17 protein-coding genes are annotated in these 21,463 nt (G+C 56.4%); 7 read left to right on the top strand and 10 right to left on the bottom strand.

Annotated features, from left to right (window positions below; all coding sequences use genetic code 11):
• Positions 1-55: 55 nt before the first annotated feature.
• A complete protein-coding gene (locus SK58_RS13530) occupies positions 56-988 on the top strand; it encodes a LysR family transcriptional regulator (protein ID WP_015570582.1) in 933 nt (310 codons plus the stop codon).
• Positions 989-991: 3 nt separating this feature from the next.
• On the opposite strand, the gene SK58_RS13525 is transcribed toward SK58_RS13530, so the two are convergent.
• On the bottom strand, positions 992-2,020 hold the full coding sequence (locus SK58_RS13525; RefSeq protein WP_045906719.1) for a methionine synthase: 1,029 nt from the start codon (positions 2,018-2,020) through the stop codon (positions 992-994).
• A gap of 25 nt (positions 2,021-2,045) precedes the next feature.
• A complete protein-coding gene (locus SK58_RS13520) occupies positions 2,046-3,020 on the bottom strand; it encodes a DUF1852 domain-containing protein (RefSeq protein WP_045348316.1) in 975 nt (324 codons plus the stop codon).
• A 168-nt stretch (positions 3,021-3,188) separates the two neighbouring features.
• Between SK58_RS13520 and SK58_RS13515 the strand changes: the two genes are divergently transcribed.
• Positions 3,189-3,728, top strand: a complete 540-nt coding sequence (locus SK58_RS13515) for a DUF2058 domain-containing protein (protein ID WP_017384500.1) — start codon at positions 3,189-3,191, stop codon at positions 3,726-3,728.
• Between the two features lie 7 nt (positions 3,729-3,735).
• On the opposite strand, the gene SK58_RS13510 is transcribed toward SK58_RS13515, so the two are convergent.
• Entirely contained in the window at positions 3,736-4,422 is a 687-nt protein-coding gene (locus SK58_RS13510; protein ID WP_017384499.1) for an RluA family pseudouridine synthase, read from the bottom strand.
• A gap of 90 nt (positions 4,423-4,512) precedes the next feature.
• Positions 4,513-5,118 (bottom strand): FMN-dependent NADH-azoreductase, encoded by a 606-nt coding sequence (gene azoR, locus SK58_RS13505; protein WP_015570577.1) that lies wholly within the window; start codon positions 5,116-5,118, stop codon positions 4,513-4,515.
• 203 nt (positions 5,119-5,321) lie between these two features.
• On the opposite strand from azoR, the gene hrpA reads away from it, so the two are divergent.
• A complete protein-coding gene (hrpA, locus tag SK58_RS13500) occupies positions 5,322-9,224 on the top strand; it encodes an ATP-dependent RNA helicase HrpA (RefSeq protein ID WP_048220076.1) in 3,903 nt (1,300 codons plus the stop codon).
• 85 nt (positions 9,225-9,309) lie between these two features.
• Here hrpA and SK58_RS13495 read toward each other — a convergent pair whose 3' ends face one another.
• The 4 genes from SK58_RS13495 to SK58_RS13480 all read right to left on the bottom strand — a co-directional run bounded on the left by SK58_RS13495 (position 9,310) and on the right by SK58_RS13480 (position 14,176).
• Positions 9,310-9,969, bottom strand: coding sequence for an O-methyltransferase (locus SK58_RS13495; RefSeq protein ID WP_017693460.1), 660 nt, complete (start codon positions 9,967-9,969; stop codon positions 9,310-9,312).
• A gap of 73 nt (positions 9,970-10,042) precedes the next feature.
• A complete protein-coding gene (locus SK58_RS13490) occupies positions 10,043-11,422 on the bottom strand; it encodes an efflux transporter outer membrane subunit (RefSeq protein WP_023303697.1) in 1,380 nt (459 codons plus the stop codon).
• Entirely contained in the window at positions 11,419-12,501 is a 1,083-nt protein-coding gene (locus tag SK58_RS13485; protein ID WP_017693458.1) for an HlyD family secretion protein, read from the bottom strand. Before SK58_RS13485 ends, SK58_RS13490 begins: the two co-directional genes overlap by 4 nt.
• A gap of 22 nt (positions 12,502-12,523) precedes the next feature.
• Positions 12,524-14,176, bottom strand: a complete 1,653-nt coding sequence (locus tag SK58_RS13480; RefSeq protein WP_017384496.1) for an MFS transporter — start codon at positions 14,174-14,176, stop codon at positions 12,524-12,526.
• Positions 14,177-14,390: 214 nt separating this feature from the next.
• On the opposite strand from SK58_RS13480, the gene SK58_RS13475 reads away from it, so the two are divergent.
• The 3 genes from SK58_RS13475 (at position 14,391) to cybB (ending at position 17,441) form a co-directional block, all read left to right on the top strand.
• Complete coding sequence (locus tag SK58_RS13475; protein WP_017384495.1) at positions 14,391-15,185, top strand: YdcF family protein; 795 nt, start codon at positions 14,391-14,393, stop codon at positions 15,183-15,185.
• A gap of 198 nt (positions 15,186-15,383) precedes the next feature.
• Entirely contained in the window at positions 15,384-16,823 is a 1,440-nt protein-coding gene (gene aldA / locus SK58_RS13470) for an aldehyde dehydrogenase (RefSeq protein ID WP_045348295.1), read from the top strand.
• An 87-nt stretch (positions 16,824-16,910) separates the two neighbouring features.
• Entirely contained in the window at positions 16,911-17,441 is a 531-nt protein-coding gene (gene cybB, locus SK58_RS13465) for a cytochrome b561 (RefSeq protein ID WP_015570570.1), read from the top strand.
• Between the two features lie 41 nt (positions 17,442-17,482).
• On the opposite strand, the gene SK58_RS13460 is transcribed toward cybB, so the two are convergent.
• Together SK58_RS13460 and SK58_RS13455 are read right to left on the bottom strand one after the other, a co-directional pair.
• Positions 17,483-18,550 (bottom strand): oxidoreductase, encoded by a 1,068-nt coding sequence (locus tag SK58_RS13460; protein ID WP_048220074.1) that lies wholly within the window; start codon positions 18,548-18,550, stop codon positions 17,483-17,485.
• A 13-nt stretch (positions 18,551-18,563) separates the two neighbouring features.
• Positions 18,564-19,307, bottom strand: a complete 744-nt coding sequence (locus SK58_RS13455) for a DeoR/GlpR family DNA-binding transcription regulator (protein WP_015570569.1) — start codon at positions 19,305-19,307, stop codon at positions 18,564-18,566.
• Positions 19,308-20,039: 732 nt separating this feature from the next.
• Between SK58_RS13455 and SK58_RS13450 the strand changes: the two genes are divergently transcribed.
• Entirely contained in the window at positions 20,040-21,377 is a 1,338-nt protein-coding gene (locus tag SK58_RS13450) for a TolC family outer membrane protein (protein ID WP_023303703.1), read from the top strand.
• Positions 21,378-21,463 lie beyond the last annotated feature (86 nt).

Raw genomic sequence — 21,463 nt, 5'->3', positions numbered from 1 at the left:
ACATCATTGAGAAAAATGCCATAATGCAGGAAACACCTTTGCAGGAAATGCATTAATGATGGATGCCGGACATATCAGCATTCGCGCGCTGCTGATCTTCATCGACGTTTATGAAACGCAGAATTTTTCCGTGGTGGCGAGGCGGGAAGGGATTTCTGCGTCGCAGGTCTCACGCGTGATCCACCAGCTTGAGGACGCCCTCGGGCAACAGCTTTTCTACCGCAACACGCGGGCGATTATGCCCACAGAGAGCGGGCATCTTTTTGTGCGCTATGCCCGTGCGATGGCCGGGAATATGGAGGACGCGCGACGCGAGCTGGATGAACGCGCCCGCGAGCCGTCGGGCACGCTGCGTATCAATGGCCCGGTCTTTTTCGGACAAAGGCACATCGCGCCGGGCCTGCCGGGGCTTCTGGCGCGTTACCCTCGTCTCTCCATTGAACTGACCCTCACCGACGATTTTATCGATCCGCACCGTGATGCCGCGGACGTTATCTTCCGCATCGGCGCGCTGACGGACTCCTCGTTTCACGCCCGGGTGTTCGGGCAGCAGTTCTATCATCTGGCGGCCTCGCCGGACTATCTGCAAAAACATGGCGCGCCCGAGGGGCCGGACGATCTCAGCCGTCACCACTGTCTGGTTTACCGCGGCTCGTCCGGGCCTAACCGCTGGCTGATCCGGCGGCCGGGCGAGGCGTGGGTTCACTATCCCATTGTACCGCTGATGACTTCCAATAACGCGGAAACGCTCCTGATTGCGGCGCTGGGCGGCATGGGCGTTGTGCTTTTCCCGGACTGGATGGTGAGCGAACGGCTCAAAAGCGGTGAGCTGGTGGCACTGCTGCCGGAAATGGAGTGTTCAATTAATACGGAGCCACTGACGATTGCGGCGATTTACCCGAACGCGCGTCATCCGCCCCTGAACGTCAGGGCGGTGATTGATTACTATATTGAGCGATTCGGTACGCCACTGTACTGGCAAACCTGAAGGTTAGCGGGCAAGCTCGCGACGGATAATGTCAGCCCCGGCGCTTAACGCCTTCAGCTTACCGTTGGCGACCTGGCGGGAAAGGGGGGCCATACCGCAGTTGGTGGACGGATAGAGCTTGTCTGCATCAACAAACTGCAACGCCTTGCGCAGCGTATCGGCCACCTCTTCCGGCGTTTCGATGGTCTGGGTGGCGACGTCAATTGCCCCGACCATCACTTTTTTACCGCGGATAAGCTCCAGCAGATCCATCGGCACGCGCGAGTTGTGGCACTCCAGCGAGATGATATCGATCGTCGAGGTCTGTAACTTTGGAAATGCCTCTTCATACTGGCGCCACTCGGAGCCGAGCGTCTTTTTCCAGTCCGTATTGGCTTTGATGCCGTACCCGTAACAGATATGTACCGCGGTTTCGCATTTCAGCCCTTCAATGGCGCGCTCCAGCGCGGCGATACCCCAGTCATTCACCTCGTCGAAAAAGACGTTAAAGGCAGGTTCGTCGAACTGAATAATGTCGACGCCGGCCGCTTCCAGCTCGCGGGCCTCCTGATTGAGAATTTTAGCGAACTCCCAGGCCAGCTTTTCGCGGCTTTTATAGTGGGCATCGTATAGCGTGTCGATCATGGTCATCGGGCCGGGCAGCGCCCACTTGATCGGCTTGTCAGTCAGCTGGCGCAGGTATTTAGCGTCGTCAACAAACACCGGCTTCTGTCGCGCCACCGCGTCTACCACGGTCGGCACGCTCGCATCGTAGCGGTTACGGATGCGCACCGTCTGACGGTTCTCAAAATCCACGCCGCTGAGATGTTCAATAAAGGTGGTGACAAAATGCTGGCGGGTTTGTTCCCCGTCGCTGACGATATCAATCCCGGCGCGAATCTGTTCATCCAGAGACAAACGCAGCGCATCCTGTTTCCCTGCCAGTAATTCCTCGTCCTGGAGTTTCCACGGCGACCAGAGCGTTTCCGGCTGCGCAAGCCAGGTGGGTTTCGGCAGGCTGCCAGCCGTTGATGTCGGGAGCAATGTTTTCATAAAAGAACCTTTTATCCGTATTAAATTAAAGCGTGAAGTGTTGAGACCACTGCTCAAGAAGGGTTTTATAGGGTTTGATAAACCGCTCTTCGGTATATTTACCCTGTTCAATGGCCAGCCGGCTGCGCTCTTCACGGTCATAGACGATTTTGGTTAATGAGTGATCCTGCTGATTCAGGTCGGGCTGATAGCACTGTCCCGCAGCGGAATTGGCATTGTAAATTTCTGGTCGATAGATCTTCTGGAACGTCTCCATGGTGCTGATGGTGCCGATCAGTTCCAGATTGGTGTAATCACGCAGTAAATCGCCGGTGAAGAAGAAGGCAAAAGGCGCGACGCTGTTTTCCGGCATGAAATAGCGAACCTTCAGGCCCATCTTCGCGAAGTACTGTTCCGTTAGCGACTCGCCGTCCGGCTGGTACTCATAGCCCAGCACCGGGTGGTGGTTACCGGTACGACGATAGGTGTCTTTGCTGGAGACGCTCAGGCAGATCACCGGCGCTTTTTTAAAGTTCGCCTGATATTCCGCAGAATGAACGAAGCTTTTAAAGATATTGCCGTGCAGCTCGCCAAAATTCTCGGGGAGAGAGAAACGGGCCCGGTTTTTATTATGCTCCAGCAGCAGGACGCTGAAATCATAGTCACGAACATACGATGAGAAGTTATTTCCGACGATGCCTTCGATGCGCTCGTGGGTTTTTTTATCCACGATCGTCGTTTGCAGAATTTCGATGGCCGGGAAAGTAAAATCGCCGCCGATATTCATATCGACAGAAATAATCTCCAGCTCGACGGCATAGCGGTCAGCTTTCGGGTTATCCCAGCTCGCCAGCGCGTTAAAGCGGTTGTTGATCATCACCAGCGTATTGCGCAGGTTCTCCTGACGCTTCTCGCCACGCGCCAGGTTGGCGAAGTTGGTGGTGGTACGCGTGTTTTCTGACGGGTTATAATTTTCATCAAAGCAACTGCGCTTAAGGGTAAATGTGAAAGCCTGACTCATTTGGTTATGCATCCTAAGTTCATGTTGCCGGAACGTTATCAATGCATAATTTATGCCTGAGCCACTGGCGCAGGGGAAGTGACTTAATTTCACTGCAACATGAGGGTTCTTCATGAACTGCGCGATTCAGGTATAATCCCCCGACATTTCCAACCGGTTTAAACGAACATGACAAAACTCACCCTACAAGAGCAGATGCTGAAAGCGGGCTTAGTCAGCAGTAAAAAGATGGCGAAGGTCCAGCGCACGGCGAAAAAATCCCGCGTCCAGGCTCGCGAGGCGAGAGAGGCTGTTGAAGAGAACAAGAAAGCCCAGCTGGAGCGTGATAAGCAGCTGAGCGAACAGCAAAAACAGGCGGTGCTGGCAAAAGAGTTCAGGGCGCAGGTGAAGCAGCTGATTGAGATGAACCGCATCACCGTGGCGAAGGGCAACATTACCTTTAACTTTACCGACGGCAACCTTATCAAAAAAATCGAGGTCGATAAGCAGACGCAAACCCAGCTGATCAACGGCCGTCTGGCGATTGCCCGACTGGTGATTAACGCGAATGGCGACTGTGATTACGCGATTATCCCGGCGGTAGTGGCGGATAAAATTGCCCAGCGCGATGCGGACAGCATTGTGCTAAACAGCGCCCTGAGTCAGGAAGAGCAGGACGAAGACGATCCGTACGCAGACTTCAAAATCCCTGACGATTTAATGTGGTAATCCCCGCTCAGAACGGCGCGGCGTGACGGGCGTTTATCGTTTCGCCGCTCAGCGGATGAATAAAATTCAGAGCGCTTGCATGCAGCATCAGCCGGGGCGTTTCTTCCGCCCCCGGCCATTCCAGACCACCATACAGATCGCACCCAAGAATAGGGTGGCCTAACTGCTGGCAGTGAATGCGCAGCTGGTGGGTGCGCCCGGTCTCCGGGGTAAGCTCAACCCGCGTCAGCGGCATTATCGTATCCTGGTAAATACGTTCCACCACCCGATAGCGCGAGCGAGCGGGCTTACCGGTGCGGGCACAGATCGTCATCAGCGGAAACAGCGCCGGATCTTTGGCAATCGGCGCATCCACGGTCCCTTCGTCCTGTTCCACATGTCCGCACAACAGGGCGGTGTAAACCTTGTTCACGGCGCGCTGACTGAACTGGTGGCAAAGCGCGGCGTTGATCGCTTTGTTACGCGCAATGACCATCAGACCCGAAGTGCCAAAATCAAGACGATGCACCAGCGTGCAGCCGGGAAAGGTTTGAACAAGACGGTGGTGGACGGAATCGAGGTTTTGCGGATTTTTCCCCGACAGGCTGAGCAGACCGGAAGGTTTATTGATCAGCAGCAGATGCTCGTCCTGCCAGAGGATCTCAATGTCGTCGTGACAGGGTGGTGCAATAAACGTATCGATAATGACAGACATCAGGCCGCCGGGCTGGAGAGTGGGTGCGGATGATAACGAAATACGGGGGAAAAGAAAAACCCTCCCACCGGGCGGTGAGAGGGGGAAAACTTAGGCAGCGACCAGGCTGTCGATAGCGGCTTTCGCGTCGGTCTGCGCTTTGGTGGCCACTTCCGGGCCGTAAGCGATACCTTCAGCGAACACGAAGTTCACGTCGGTAATGCCGATGAAGCCCAGGAACAGCGTCAGGTACGGTGCGACCAGGTCGGTAGGGGTATCTTTGTGAATACCGCCGCGGCTGGTCAGTACAACCGCACGCTTGCCTTTCACCAGACCTTCCGGGCCGTTCTCGGTGTAACGGAAGGTTACGCCAGCACGCGCCACCAGGTCGAAGTAGTTCTTCAGCTGGGTAGGAATGTTGAAGTTGTACATTGGGGCGTTGATCACGATAACGTCGTGCGCCTGCAACTCAGCAATCAGCTCGTCGGAGAGCGCCAGGGCTTCCTGCTGACGCGGGGTAAGAGGCGCATCGCTCGGACGCAGCGCGCCAACCAGCTCGCCGTCCAGCACAGGAATTGGGTTTGCCGCCAGGTCACGCACGGTGATTTCATCCGCGCTGTGCTGTTCACGCCACTGTTCAACGAAATAGTCAGACAGCTGACCAGACTGTGAATACCCTGCCAGAATACTGGATTTCAACACTAATACTTTGCTCATGGGAAATTCCTGTTTTGTATTTGATTGAGGGGGTTGCCCCGTTGCTTGTTGACACTTTATTCACAATCCTGCCACAGGGATAGCGCAATATATCGAAGCCTATGTTCGAATTTTTTGAATAAGGCGCGAAAAGCGCTGATGTGGTACTCTATACCAATCATTAAAAAGAGATTTTATCCGGCAGTGCACTGCCCGTTAACGCTATGACAGAACACCAAAAATTGACCTTCCCGATGCTGATGCAAAAGCTTGATTCGCTGATGCTGCGCGATAAACAGCGGTTTGCGCGCCGTCTGCACGGCGTTAAGAAGGTTAAAAATCCTGATGCACAACAGGCCATTTACCAGGAGATGGCCAACGAGATTGAACAGGCGGCAGGGAAAGTTGTGCTGCGTGAAGCCGCACGTCCGGAGATTACCTATCCGGAAAATCTGCCCGTCAGCCAGAAGAAACAGGACATTCTTGAGGCCGTACGCGACCACCAGGTGGTGATCGTCGCGGGGGAAACCGGTTCAGGTAAAACCACTCAGCTGCCGAAAATCTGCATGGAGCTGGGCCGCGGGGTGAAAGGGCTGATCGGTCACACCCAGCCGCGTCGTCTGGCGGCGCGCACCGTGGCGAACCGTATTGCGGAAGAGCTGCAAACGGAGCCGGGCGGCTGCATCGGCTACAAGGTGCGATTCAGCGACCACGTCAGCGATAACACCATGGTTAAGCTGATGACCGACGGTATCCTGCTGGCGGAAATCCAGCAGGATCGTCTGCTGATGCAGTACGACACCATCATCATCGATGAAGCGCACGAGCGCAGCCTGAACATCGACTTCCTGCTCGGCTACCTGAAAGAGCTGCTGCCCCGGCGTCCCGATCTGAAAATCATCATCACCTCCGCGACCATCGACCCGGAGCGCTTCTCAAAACATTTCAACAATGCGCCGATTATCGAGGTGTCAGGACGCACATATCCGGTGGAAGTGCGCTATCGCCCGATTGTGGAAGAGGCGGACGATACCGAGCGCGACCAGCTTCAGGCCATCTTTGATGCCGTCGACGAGCTGGGCAACGAGAGTTCTGGCGACATTCTGATCTTCATGAGCGGCGAGCGCGAGATCCGCGATACCGCCGATGCGCTCAGCAAGCGCGATCTGCGCCATACCGAGATCCTGCCGCTGTACGCGCGCCTGTCGAACAGCGAGCAGAACCGCGTGTTCCAGCCGCACAGCGGGCGCCGCATCGTGCTGGCGACCAACGTGGCCGAAACTTCGCTGACCGTACCGGGCATTAAATACGTGATCGACCCGGGTACGGCGCGCATCAGCCGCTACAGCTACCGCACCAAAGTTCAGCGCCTGCCGATTGAGCCGGTTTCGCAGGCGTCGGCTAATCAGCGTAAGGGCCGCTGCGGCCGCGTGTCGGAAGGGATCTGTATTCGTCTCTATTCGGAAGACGATTTCCTGTCGCGCCCGGAGTTTACCGATCCGGAGATCCTGCGGACCAACCTGGCATCCGTTATCCTGCAAATGACCGCGCTGGGGCTGGGCGATATCGCCGCCTTCCCGTTTGTGGAAGCGCCGGATAAGCGCAATATTCAGGACGGGGTGCGGCTGCTGGAAGAGCTGGGGGCCATCACCACCGACGAACAGGCGACGGCCTACAAGCTAACGCCATTGGGCCGCCAGCTTAGCCAGTTGCCGGTCGACCCGCGTCTGGCGCGCATGGTGCTGGAGGCGCAAAAACACGGCTGCGTGCGCGAGGCGATGATCATCACCTCGGCGCTCTCCATTCAGGATCCGCGCGAGCGTCCAATGGACAAGCAGCAGGCGTCGGATGAAAAAAACCGTCGCTTCCACGATAAAGAGTCCGATTTCCTCGCCTTTGTGAACCTGTGGAACTACCTTGGCGAGCAGCAAAAAGCGCTCTCCTCGAACCAGTTCCGCCGTCAGTGCCGGGTGGATTTCCTCAATTATCTGCGCGTACGCGAGTGGCAGGATATCTACACCCAGCTGCGCCAGGTGGTGAAAGAGCTGGGTATCCCGGTGAACAGTGAACCGGCGGAGTACCGCGAAATCCATATCGCCCTGTTGACTGGCCTGCTGTCTCATATCGGGATGAAGGATGCGGATAAGCAGGAATATACCGGCGCACGCAACGCGCGTTTCTCCATCTTCCCGGGCTCCGGTTTGTTTAAGAAGCCGCCGAAGTGGACCATGGTCGCCGAGCTGGTGGAAACCAGCCGTCTGTGGGGGCGTATCGCCGCGCGTATCGATCCGGAGTGGGTTGAGCCGGTGGCGCAGCACCTGCTGAAACGCTCATACAGCGAGCCGCACTGGGAGCGCGGGCAGGGCGCGGTGATGGCGACGGAAAAAGTCACCGTCTACGGCCTGCCGGTGGTGGCCGCGCGTAAGGTTAACTACAGCCAGATCGATCCGGCGTTGAGTCGCGAGCTGTTTATCCGCCACGCGCTGGTGGAAGGCGACTGGCAGACGCGTCATGCGTTCTTCCGCGAAAACCTGAAGCTGCGCGCCGAGGTGGAAGAGCTTGAACACAAGTCCCGCCGTCGCGACATTCTGGTGGACGACGAGACGCTGTTTGAGTTTTACGATCAGCGCATCAGTCACGATGTGATCTCGGCGCGCCATTTCGACAGCTGGTGGAAGAAAGCCAGCAAAGAGGCCCCGGACCTGCTCAACTTCGAAAAGAGCATGCTGATCAAAGAGGGCGCGGAGTCGGTCAGCAAGCTCGATTATCCGAACTTCTGGCATCAGGGCAACCTCAAGCTGCGTCTGACCTATCAGTTTGAGCCGGGCGCGGATGCCGATGGTGTGACGGTGCACATTCCGCTGCCGCTGTTAAACCAGGTGGAAGAGAGCGGGTTTGAGTGGCAGATCCCCGGCCTGCGCCGCGAGCTGGTCATTGCGTTAATCAAATCCCTGCCTAAACCGGTGCGGCGTAACTTTGTGCCGGCGCCGAACTACGCCGAAGCGTTTTTAGGCCGCGTCACACCGCTGGAGCTGCCGCTGCTGGACGCGCTGGAGCGTGAGTTCCGCCGCATGACCGGAACCACCATCGACCGCGACGACTGGAACTGGGATCAGGTGCCCGATCACCTGAAAATCACATTCCGCGTGGTGGACGATAAAAACAAAAAGCTGCTCGAAGGCCGTTCTCTGACGGAGCTGAAAGAGGCGCTAAAAGGTAAAGTCCAGGAGACGCTCTCTGCGGTGGCCGATGACGGCATTGAGCAGAGCGGGCTGCACATCTGGAGCTTTGGTCAGCTCCCGGAAAGCTACGAGCAGAAGCGCGGGAACTACAAGGTGAAAGCCTGGCCCGCGCTGGTGGATGAGCGCGACAGCGTGGCGATTAAGCTCTTTGACAATCCGCAGGAGCAACAGCAGATGATGTGGCGCGGGCTGCGTCGACTGCTTCTGCTTAACATCCCGTCGCCGATTAAGTATCTGCACGAGAAGCTGCCGAACAAAGCCAAGCTGGGACTCTACTTTAACCCGTACGGTAAGGTGCTGGACCTGATCGACGACTGCATCTCCTGCGGTGTGGATAAGCTGATCCACGAGGCCGGCGGTCCGGTCTGGACGGAAGAGGGCTTTGCTCAGCTTCATGAAAAGGTGCGCGCGGAGCTGAACGACACCGTGGTGGAGATTGCCAAACAGGTTGAGCAGATCCTTACCGCCGTGTTCAATATCAACAAGCGCCTGAAGGGGCGGGTGGATATGACCATGGCCCTGGGGCTGTCGGACGTCAAGGCGCAGATGGCGGGGCTGGTGTATCGCGGCTTTGTCACCGGCAATGGCTTTAAGCGTCTGGGCGATACGCTGCGTTATTTGCAGGCGATAGAGAAGCGTCTGGAGAAAATGGCGGTCGATCCGCATCGCGATCGTGCGCAGATGCTGAAAGTCGAAAACGTGCAGCAGGCGTGGCAGCAGTGGCTCAACAAACTGCCGCCGGCGCGTCGCGATGACGACGACGTGCGGGAGATCCGCTGGATGATCGAGGAGCTGCGCGTCAGCTTCTTCGCTCAGCAGCTGGGAACGCCGTATCCCATTTCGGATAAGCGTATCTTGCAGGCGATGGAGCAGATTTCCGGCTAAAACCGTTGCCCGGTGGCGCTGCGCTTACCGGGCCTACGGTAAAACATGTAGGCCGGGTAAGGCGTAGCCGCCACCCGGCTTTTGTTCACCCGTTCACCATCGCCAGCGTAAACCCATCCCATCCCTTAATGCCCACCGTTTGCAGCGCAGTGGCGGTTAAGCGCGGGTTATCTCCAGTCATCTCGATAAACTTCCGTACTCCCTGCACGCGTGCATCGTCGCTTTGCCCGTTAATCACCTCGCCGTCACGTACCACGTTGTCACCGATAATGACCGTGCCGGGGCGGGAGTAGTGCAGCGACCACTCCAGGTAACCGGGGTTGTTAGGCTTATCGGCATCAATAAAGATCAGGTCGAAGGGAGGGACGTCACCGAAATTCTCGAGCGACTTTAGCGCCGGGCCTTCAATCAATTCGATACGATCGCTGAGTCCCGCAAGGTGAATGTTCTGGCGTGCAACAGCGGCATGTTTCGGGTCCGCTTCAAGCGTAATCAGCTTTCCATCCGGCGGCAGGGCGCGCGCCATCCAGATTGAGCTATACGCACCCAGCGTACCGATTTCCAGTATTCGACGCGCCTGTGTCATGCGGACAAACAGCGCCAGCAGTTGCCCCTGATTAGCGGCAACATCGTGCTCGGGCAAACCGGCGCGTTTGTTGTTTTCAAGCACGCTCTGGAGAACCTCATCCTCAGGAATAAGCGAAGAAATCATGTAAGTATCTACTGAACACCACTGTTGTTGCATAGATTGACTCCCTGGAGGGTATCGTCGGGTGCGAAATGTAGGCCCGGTAAGCGCAGCGCCTCCGGGCATGTCTTCAGGCACTGCTCCAGCCGCCGCCCAGCGCTTTATACAAATCAATTTGCGCCAGCAGCAGGTTGTTTTTCACCTGTACCACGCTGGTCTGCACCGAGAACAGCGTGCGCTGCGCATCGAGCTCATCCAGATAAGAAGAGTATCCGTTGCGGTAGCGGTTTTGCGCAATCCTCAGCGTCTCCTGCGCGACCGTCTGCTGTGCCAGCAGCTCGGTAAGCTGTTCCTGATAGCGGGTGATGGCATCAAGGCTGTCATTCACCTCAGCAAACGCGTTACGCACGGTTTTTTCGTAGCTATACAGCGCCTGATTCCGCTGGGACTGAGAGATATCTACCTGCGCATTCAGCGCCTGACGGTTCAGCAGCGGCGCAAGAATACTGCCGCCCACGCTCCAGAGCTGTAGCGGGTTATCCAGCAATCCCGACAGCGTGCGATCCTGCACCGATCCCGTGGCCGTGAGGTTGATCGACGGCAGCAGGCTGGCGCGCGATGCCGCCAGCGTCGCGTCCGCCGCAATCAGCTGACGTTCAGCCTGGACGATATCCGGGCGTCGGTTCAGTAGCGTCGACGGCAGCTGGGAGGGCAGTTTCAGCGGCGTCAGGGCATCAAAGCTTTCACCGCGCGCAACGTCACCCGGGTTGCTGCCCAGCAGCAGGCTAAGCGCATTTTCCTGCTGCGCAATCTGGTGCTGAAGCAGTGGAACCTGGGCGCGGGTGGCGCGCAGCTCAGAATCCGATTGCATCAGCTCAAGGCGAGAGCTGTATCCCGTCTCAAACTGTCGCTTGGCGAGGTTGAACGCCTCTTCACGCGACTTCAGCGTGGACCGGGTAACGCGAAGCTGTTCGTCCAGCGACAGCAGGGTGACGTACCCGGAGGCCACCGAGGATGCGACGGTAAGATCAGCCGCCGCAGCCGCCGCCTTTTGTGCCTCCAGCGACGCTTCAGCGGCACGGGAGGTGCTGCGGTTTACGCCCCAGATATCCACGTCGTAGCTGGCGGTCAGGCTGCCTTTGTACAACGTACCGTATACCGGAAGCCCCGTGGCGGCGGACTGCGAGCGCGCGCGCGTCCCGGTCACGCCCGCGTCAAGCGACGGGAACAGGCTGCCATCGGCGGCGTACACCCGGGCCTGGTACTCGTTAATCCGCTCGCGGGCAATCAGCACGTCGCTGTTATTCTTCAGCGCCTGATCCACATAGCGATTCAGATTGCTGTCGTGAAAATTTCGCCACCAGAGCTGCTCTGTCGGGCTGGCTGGCCCCGACGTCGCGCGCCACTGGGCCGGTATGTGCAGGGACGATTTGGCGGGCTCAACGTCTACCGACTGGCATCCCGCCAGGAAAGCCATTATCAGCAGGCCGGCTATCGGGCGAAGGGTCATTGTTTCGCCTCCCGCGTGTCGATGGTCACCTGCACCGACATGCCAGGACGCAGCAGCCGGTACGCCTCCGGCTCACCGAGTACCTCAATACGTACCGGGATGCGCTGGGCGATTTTAACAAAGTTGCCCGTGGCGTTATCCGGCGTGATAGCGCTGAACTCGACCCCTGTGGCCGGGGATATGCTCTCCACGCGCCCCTGATAGGCTTTATCGTTTAAGGCATCGACGGTGAATTTCACTGGCTGTCCGACGCGTAAATTCGCCAGCTGCGTCTCTTTGATATTGGCGATCACCCAGTGCTGCGGCGGGACCAGCGTGGTAAGGTGCGTCCCGGCGGTGACGTACGCCCCCAGACGCACCGCAATCTGCCCGAGCTGACCGTCACGCGGCGCGACAATCCGGGTGTTTTGCAGATCGATCTGCGCCAGCTCCAGCGCGGCTTTCGCATTCTCAACGTCCGCTTCCAGCGAACCGCGATTGACGATGACCGTTTGTAAATCCTGACGCGACATCTCAAGCGTTGCTTTCGCCTGGTCGATATCGGCGCTCCCCTGGGCGGCACTGGCCAGCGCCGAATCGCGCTCGCGAATGGAGAGGGAGCCGTCCGCGGTCAGCTCTTTCACGCGTTTCAAATCCGCCTGGGTTTTCAGACTTTGGGCACGGGCGTTTTTCAGCGCCGCCTCGTTTTTGGCAATCACCGCTTCCGCGCTTTTGCGCTGTTGCAGGTTGTTATTCAGGGCTGCAATTTTCATTGCCAGCTGCGCCTCGGCCTGATGGACGCGCTGGCGATAGATGCGGTCATCTATCTGCAACAGCAGCTCGCCTTTTTTAACCTGCGCGAAATCCTGAACATGGACCTCGGTAATGTAGCCGTTTACCTGGGGACTGATGAACGTGGTCTGGCCGCGCACGTAGGCGTTATCGGTAAACTGGGCATGACGCGTGAACGGGGGCAGCTGCCAGGCATAAAGGATCACCAGTACCCCGACAATGCCGATAGCCGCGGCGGTGAAAATGGAAACGACGCGCACATTTTTGCGGGTGTTGGCCTGCTCTTTGGCGGCATCCTGCTGACTCATAACTTCTCCTGAAAAATAGTCATTACTTGTTGCCAGTGGCGTTCTTAAGGGCCATACGGGCGGTGATGCGCAGACGCAGCAAGCGCCATAAAATCCAGACCAGCGTGGCAGTGGCAATGCTCGCCGTCAGGAGATAAGTATCGTTGTAAGCCAGAATATTCGCCTCAAGCGTCGTCACCGACTGAAGCTGGGTAATGGCCTGGGTTCCCAGCAGGGAACTGTCGCCAACCAGGCTTTTGTACATCTGGGTGTAAAGCTGTATGCGTTCGTTCACCAGCGGGTTAAGGGTGGTGAGCTGGTCAGCCAGCAGGCTGGAATGGTACTTCTCGCGCCAGGTCTGGAAGGTGCCGAGGATCGCGGAACCCAGCAGGCCCCCAAGGTTCTGACTCATGCCAAACATCACGGAAAAGCTGACCAGATTGCGCGGATCGGCGATCACCCCGCCAATGGCTGCCAGCATCGCAGGCGCAAGGAAGAACGCGCTGCCGAAGCCCAGCAGGAACTGGCTGAATATAAGCTGATCCGGCCGGGTCAGGTTGTTGGACTGGCTGTCCAGCAGCGAGGCAACGATCATCAGCGCCAGCGAGGTGATAATCGGCCAGGCCAGTTTAGTGGGCTTAATCGTCAGACAGCTGGTGACGATACCGCAGACGATCCCGGCGAAAATAGCCCACGCCAGATGGGTCATCTGTTCATTCTGCAAGCCTACATATTGCAGCCAGCCGATGACGCCCGTGTTCTGCTCCGCCAGTACGATGCGGATCAGCAGCATAATCAGCCCCAGGCGGACGATGCTGCCGCTGGAGAGCCAACGGGTATTAAGCAGCGGGTTGTTGCGGTTATGTTCAAACACGATCGCGGAGACAATCAGCACCAGCGAGAGAGCCAGCGCCCAGCCGATCCACGGCGCTTCAAACCACCAGTCCAGACGCCCTAACGACAGAACCGCGCACAGCAGCGCCATGCCGGGCGCAAGCAAAAAGAAGGTGATGAAATCTTTCTTCTCGAAGACCTTGCGTCGATCGCCCGGCGGCAGCTTGAGCGCCATCACGCAGGCCAGGGAGATCAGGGCCAGACCCAGCTCGAAGAAGTACAGCCCGCGCCACTCATCAAGCTGTAACAGCTCGGTGGAGAACAGCCGCGCCAGCGGGATCGCCAGCGACGACCCGGTTATGCCGATGGTCAGCGCCTTCAGTCGGTGCTTCGCGGGCCAGGCCTGGATCTGGTAATAAATGCCGAGCGAGCTGAGCGCGGCGGCGACCATCCCGTGTGCCGCCCGTACCATCAGCGCCGAGCTGAGATCGTTCACAAACAGGTGGAAAAAGGTGACCAGCACATACAACACCAGGAAGCCTTCCGTAAAGGCGCGCAAACCGTACTGCTGGCGAAACTTTACCAGCAGCAGGTTGATGGAGACGTTGGTCATGACATAGACGGCAGGCAACCAGGCGATTTCAGTCGACCAGGCGCCAAAGGTGCCTTGCAGGTTTTGCAGATTGGCGGTGACGACCGCGTTACCCAGCGCCCCGGTCAGACACACCAGCAGGCCGACCACGCCATAGGCGATTCGTTTCGACGTCGGATGCTCCGGGGTGGAAGGGGAACCCAGCAGGGCGGGTTTCTCGTGTGGCTGCCACTCGCGAGGAGCATAAGGGTCGCGTTGGGGCAGGCGCATAACGGGGTTTACCTTTCAAAAAGTTGAATTGTGAGCGGGCTAATGATTCTAAGGCTGACGCAAATCATAATTCAAGTGAATACGATTTTCTCATGTTAATCAAATGTGAGTGCTTTTTGAGCACATCCCGGCCCGTTTTTTCAGCATTCATGCCATAGCATGACGCGAAGAAAGGGGGATAATCGAAGGCTCTGTATGCTGTAAGGAGGTAACGATGACAATGGCACTTTTTCCCTGTCTGCCTGGCACAACCCTCGACGCCGTGAATACCGTTGGGGCGTGGCTTGCTCAGGACGACTATCAGGACAACCAGCCCGTTGATCTGGTGATTCTGGCGGGTAATGCGGTGATCCCCGCGATTGATGCTGCCTGTAAAATCGCGGCTGAACAGGGTGTTCCTCTGATCATCAGCGGCGGGATCGGTCACTCGACGACCTTCCTCTACGCCGCGATTGCGAAACACCCCCGCTATAACAGGATACCCACCACCGGACGTGCTGAGGCGGCTATTCTGGCCGACATCGCCCGTGAATTCTGGAACATTCCGGCCGAGCATCTTCACGTTGAGGATCAGTCGACCAACTGTGGCGAAAACGCCCGCTTCAGCCGGGCGTTGATGAAACAATCCGGACTGAACGCCGCCCGGGTGCTGGTGGTGCAGGACCCGACAATGCAGCGTCGCACAATGGCTACGTTTGCCCGCGTTTGCCGCGACGAGGCCGCATCGCCCGCATGGGTGAGTCATCCCGGCCTGACGCCCGTGCTGCAAAACAGCGACGACGGTCTGGTGTTTAGCGGCCCGGTCGAGGGGTTATGGCCGGTAGAGCGCTACTTGTCGCTGGTGCTGGGTGAATTTCCGCGACTCAGGGATGACATCAACGGCTACGGTCCGGCGGGACGTGATTTCATTGCCCATGTCGATATCCCTGCCGACGTGGACGCCGCGTGGCAGATCTTGCGAAACGACGTCATTCTCACCGACGCGCTGGTGAGCCGTTCCCTGCTGTGATGCTCTGCCCGTTTGCGCCATCTTTTACGCAAACGGGCATCCTGTGTTGCCGATTTGTGATTTTGGAAACGGGCTGACCCGTTTCTTTTATGAGATATCTCACAAAAACAGACTCATAGAGTAGGCAATTGCCCCGGTAATTATAGTTTTTAACATTAAGTTTACTTGTTAAAAACAGTGTGATTACAGGAGCAGGTTATGACAGTACCCGTACAACATCCTATGTATATTGATGGACAGTTTGTTGCCTGGCAGGGTGATGCATGGATTGACGTGATCAATCCGGCCACGGAAGAGGTCATTTCCCGTATTCCCGATGGCAGCGCCGAGGACGCCCGCAAGGCCATTGACGCGGCAGATCGCGCGCAGGCTGGCTGGGAGGCGCTGCCTGCTATTGAACGCGCCAGCTGGCTACGCAAAATTTCCGCCGGGATCCGCGAGCGCGTCAGTGAAATCAGCGCGCTGATTGTGGCCGAAGGCGGCAAGATCCAGCAGCTGGCGGAAGTGGAAGTGAACTTTACCGCTGACTATATCGACTATATGGCCGAGTGGGCGCGCCGTTATGAAGGGGAAATCATTCAGAGCGACCGTCCGGGCGAAAATATTCTGGTGTTTAAGCGTGCCCTGGGCGTCACCACCGGCATTCTGCCGTGGAACTTCCCCTTCTTCCTGATTGCCCGTAAGCTCGCTCCCGCGCTGCTCACCGGTAACACCATCGTTATCAAGCCGAGCGAATTTACCCCAAACAACGCCATTGCGTTTGCCAAAATCGTCGATGAGATTGGCCTGCCGAAAGGCGTCTTTAACCTTGTGCTGGGCCGGGGTGAAACCGTCGGACAGGAGCTGGCCGGGAACCCGAAAGTGGCGATGGTCAGCATGACCGGCAGCGTCGGGGCAGGCGAGAAGATCATGGCTGCGGCGGCGAAAAACATCACCAAAGTGGGGCTGGAGCTGGGCGGTAAAGCCCCGGCCATCGTGATGGACGATGCCGACCTCGAGCTGGCCGTGAAGTCCATTGTGGATTCACGCGTCATCAATACCGGGCAGGTGTGTAACTGTGCGGAACGTGTCTATGTCCAGAAGGGGATCTACGACCGCTTTGTTAATCGTCTGGGCGAGGCAATGAAAGCCGTCCAGTTTGGCAATCCGGCTGAGCGAACGGATATTGCCATGGGGCCGCTGATCAACGCCGCCGCGCTGGAGCGCGTGGAGCAGAAGGTGGCGCGCGCGGTGCAGGAGGGGGCTAAAGTGGTCCTTGGCGGTAAAGCGGCAGAAGGCAAAGGGTATTTTTATCCCCCAACGCTGCTGCTGGACGTACGTCAGGATATGGCCATCATGCACGAAGAGACCTTTGGCCCGGTGCTGCCAGTGGTGGCATTCGACACCCTGGAAGAGGCGCTGAACATGGCCAACGACAGCGACTACGGTTTAACCTCGTCTGTTTATACGCAGGACCTGAACGTCGCGATGAAAGCCATTAAGGGGCTTAAGTTCGGCGAGACCTACATTAACCGTGAAAACTTTGAAGCGATGCAGGGCTTCCATGCAGGCTGGCGTAAATCCGGTATCGGCGGGGCGGATGGCAAACACGGTCTGAATGAGTATTTGCAGACGCAGGTGGTCTATTTGCAGTCGTAATCAGGAGCCCCCTCCATGCGAGGGGGTTCACATTTTCAGGAAAGGTGGTTATGTTGGCGCGATAATGATTCTTTATCGGGAAACAACATGCGCACAAAATATACGGGTCTGCAAATCAGCATTCACTGGTTGGTTTTTCTGTTAGTCATTATGGCCTATTGCGCCATGGAGTTCAGAGGGTGGTTCCCAAGAACCGATCGTCCGCTTATTAATATGATCCACGTTTCCTGCGGGATCAGCATCCTGGTGCTGATGGTGGCGCGCCTGCTTATCCGCCTCAAATTCCCGGCTCCGCCTATTCAACCGAAACCAAAAGCGATGATCACCGGGCTGTCCCATCTCGGGCATCTGGTAATCTACCTGCTGTTCATTGCGCTGCCGCTGATCGGTATGGTGATGATGTATAACCGGGGAAATGACTGGTTTGCGTTTGGCCTGACGATGCCGCATGCGGCGGAGGGGAATTTTGACCTGGTGGATACCCTAAAGGAGTGGCACGTAACGCTGGCGAATCTGGGGTATTTCGTGATTGGTTTGCACGCCTTTGCCGCGCTGATGCATCACTACTTCTGGAAGGACAACACGCTGCTGCGCATGATGCCGAAAAAGCGTCAGTAACCGATAATGCCCTGCTAACCCGCAGGGCATTTTTTTGCGGCTTATTGCAGTTGCGCGCGCTCCTGCGCCGTTAAGTCAAGTTCCAGAGTTGAACCCGTTTCCGAAGATTTTACCGCCGCTTCCAGCACCGCCATCACCGCCAGGGCTTCCACCGGATGGACCGGGTTGTCAATCTTGCCGTTCAGGGCATCGCGCACGTTTATATAGTACTGCCGCTGGTCGCCTTTTGGCGCAGGGATAGCGCTGGCTTCACCCTGGGCATTAAACAGCACCATAGCGTCGCTGTCTTCACCCCAGCTTTCGCTACCCGGAACGACGCCTGCCAGCAGCTGGGCTTCCAGCTGATCGATGTGCGCTTTCACCACGCTGGCCTTATCGCCGTGGACGGTAAAGCGGGCAACGCCACCCGCCACCAGCATGCTGCAATGGAGGACCACTTTGTGTTCCGGATAATTCAGCACCACGTGCGCCCAGTCGTTAATCTCCGCGCCGTCACGCAGGGTGGCGATGTTGCCCTGTACCGACTGCGGCAGACCAAAAAGCTGTAGCGTCTGGTCAATCATATGCGGGCCTAAGTCGAACCACAGGCCGCTGCCGGGCACGTTTTGCTCTCTCCAGCGCACGCGAACCTCCGGACGGAAACGATCGATATGCGACTCAAAATGTTTCACCTTACCGATACGGCCTTGCTCAATCACCTGCTTAATGCCGAGAAAATCGCTATCCCAGCGGCGGTTATGGAAGACCGAGAGCAGGCGCTGTTTTTCTTGCGCAAGCGCAATCAGATCTCGCGCTTCCTGCATATCCAGCGTAAACGGCTTATCCACTACCACATGCTTGCCGGCATTGAGCGCCAGGGTGGCCAGCGGCGCATGGGTCGCGTTAGGGGAGGCGATAACCACCAGGTCGATATCCGGGTGCTGAATGGCCTCTTCCGGCGTGGCGACAACGAGGACGTCCGGCAGGTCGCGTTTCACTTTCTCTTCATCCCGGGATGAGACCACCGCCAGCTTCAGGCCTTCGACGGACTGGATCAGCGGGGCATGGAACGTCTTACCTACAAAACCATACCCGATCAGCGCAATATTCATTGTCTTCACTTTATTCATGACCTTCTCCACGTTAATGCGCGCCAACGGTAACCTGCAAGGCGCTATGGTCCCCGAGCTCTGCCCAGGGACGATCTAAAAACAGTTGATGAATCTCGGATAACCCTGACACCAGATACGGTTCGCACTGGTTGAGTTTTAGATGGTCGGCGACTACCCAGTGCGCCTGGCTTGCGGCCAGCATGGCACGCTTCACTTCGGCATCCGCCTCCTGACTGGCGCTCAATCCGAGTTCGGCATGGATGGCGCATGCGCCAAGGATGGCAATATCCGCCCGGTAGCGAGAGAGCAGGGAAAGGGTGGCGCTTCCGGCAAACAGGCGTTGTTTCTGATCCCACTTTCCACCGAGCAGGATCAGGTCAATATCTTCCCGATCGCTAACCTGCTGGGCGATATCAAGAGAAGGGGTGATGATGGTCAGCGGCCCCTGAAGGAAAGAGGCAACGGCCAGCAGTGTGCTTCCGGCGTCCAGAAAAAGCGTCGAGCCCGCAGGCACGCATTGCGCAACCTGTTTACCCAGCCGCTGCTTAATTTCAGGGAGCAAGCTATTCCTGCTTACTCGGGTCATCGTCGAGAGATTCAGCGCGATGGCGCCGCCATGGTTTTTTTGTGCCAGTCCCTGTTTTTCCAGGTCGGTCAGATCGCGACGGATGGTGTCCGCCGAAACCTGCAATCGCTCTGCCAGCTCGGTAATGCTGGCCTGGCCTTGCTCAGTAATGATATCAAGCACATATTTCTGTCTGGCGGTTTTATGCATGGGGCAGTATCCTGCAAAATGTCGCAATAAATCGCAGTTTACAGCATTTTGCAGGAAAGGGAATCGCGACAGGTGCGGGATGTTATCCAAAAACAGTTTAATGATGTGATTATTGATATCGCATTAATCAGTCATCAAAAACATGTATGTATCTTTTAGGTATGTTGTTATCGCTATGTTTTACTTGAAAATTTGGCTTAAGCTGCCGGATTATTGGCTCTAACCAGAATGTTTAGCTAATTTGTAATTATAAATTAGTGCATATATCTATTAGTTTCTATTTTTAAAGTAAAATAATTTAATTTTATTCGGTGTATTACTTAAGTTGACATTTCTTTGAAAATCTTTGTGTCTGATTCGGGGTGAAATTAACGCAAAAATGTACACCGGGGCATTTTAGAATTTTCTTTATATTACAGGGGGTTTATTTGTTTCATCTGAAAGGCCTTTTATAACGTTTTGTCCAGAAACCCCATCTTTTTTCTTATTTGTAACACCGCATTAACATTGCGGGTGTGGTTGCTCATATCACATTTTGTTATGCTGCGAATCAATAAATATTTAAGTAAATTCTTAAAAGAAAAAAAGAGATTGAACGGCTCTCATCTCAATTGAAATGGGCTTGGGGAACTATTACCCAAATTAATCGAGAAGAGGTGAGGGATTTCTGAAGAATTATTTGTACCTCTTCCTGGGTATTTATTTGGCTATCACCTGGAGTCGGGGGATATTATGAAGATGAAATGCAATAACAGGTTGCTCAGATTATCTGTCTCCCTGACCTTAATTTCGCTGGTGGTGACTGCGGCTAATGCAAATAACGGCCAGGCGGGGATATCTCCCGTTGCGGCAATGACGATGAAAGAAAGTATTCTTTTCGCTCTCGATCGCGACCCCTCAGTGAGCCAGCAGGCAGCGCAACTGGGGATCGGCCAGGCACAAATAGACGAAGCGCGCAGTGGCTGGATGCCACAAATAGCCCTGAACGGGAGTACGGGTCACAGCCAGACCACCGATTCAAGCGGCTCGTTGCGAAATTCCGCAGCCTGGGGCCTGAGCCTGACGCAGCTGGTGTACGATTTTGGCAAGACCAATAACAGCATCAGCCAGTCTTCAGCTCAGCGTGACAGCTATCGCTACCAGCTGATGAGCACGATGTCTGCCGTCGCGGAAAAAACGGCCCTCAGCTATGTGGAAGTAAAACGCTACAGCGATCTGTTGCAGGCGGCAAAAGAGAACGTGCAGGCGCTTAAAAACGTTGAGCAGCTGGCAAAACTCCGCGCCGATGCTGGCGTAAGCTCCACCTCTGATGAGCTTCAGACCCGCACCCGTATCGCCGGGATGCAGGCGACGGTAGAGCAGTATAATGCGTCTCTGAACAGCGCCCGCGCGCGGCTGGCGGTATTAACTGGCATACAGGCTGAACGCTATTCACCGGTTCCGGGAGGTCTGGCCGTGGAGCCGGATTCTCTCAATCGGATTGATTATTCACTGATCCCAACGGTGATGGCCGCGCAGAACATGGAGCGTTCAGCCCAGTACGGCGTAGAAACCGCCAGGTCTCAGCACTGGCCGACCTTAAGCCTGAAAGGGGGCCGCACCCGCTATGAGTCTGATAATCGCGCGTACTGGGATGATCAGATCCAGCTCAATATTGACGCACCGCTTTATCAGGGCGGCGCGGTCTCGGCGCGCGTCCGTCAGGCCGAGGGCGCAAGGGCAATGGCATCGTCCCAGGTCGATCAGGCCCGTTTTGATGTCCTGCAAAAAGCCTCCGTCGCACAGGCCGACTGGACCGGGGCGCGTGGACGAATGGAAGCCGGGAAGCGTCAGCTGGAAAATGCGTTGCGCGCCCGCGATGTCTACAAAAATGAATATACCCTGAGCAAGCGCAGCATTAACGATCTGCTCAGCGTGGAGCAGGATGTCTGGTCTGCCACCTCAGCGAAAATAATGGCTGAATACGATGGCTGGAGTGCGGCGATTAATTACGCCTCTGCGGTGGATAATCTCTTGCCGCTTATCGGAATAGAGAAAAACGCTGCCGCGAAATTACCTGATTTAAGTTAAAAAAAGGCGCGCCTTTCTGCGCGAAATAAGTCAGACAATAATGGGTGATTTTTCCCAAGGATAGCTACATCCCTCTGGTGGACATA

Origin of the sequence: Enterobacter sp. BIDMC93 (genome assembly GCF_001037805.1) — a bacterium.
In the GTDB taxonomy this organism is placed as follows: Bacteria; Pseudomonadota; Gammaproteobacteria; order Enterobacterales; family Enterobacteriaceae; genus Enterobacter; species Enterobacter hormaechei_C.
This window is presented reverse-complemented; position numbering and strand designations above follow the sequence as displayed.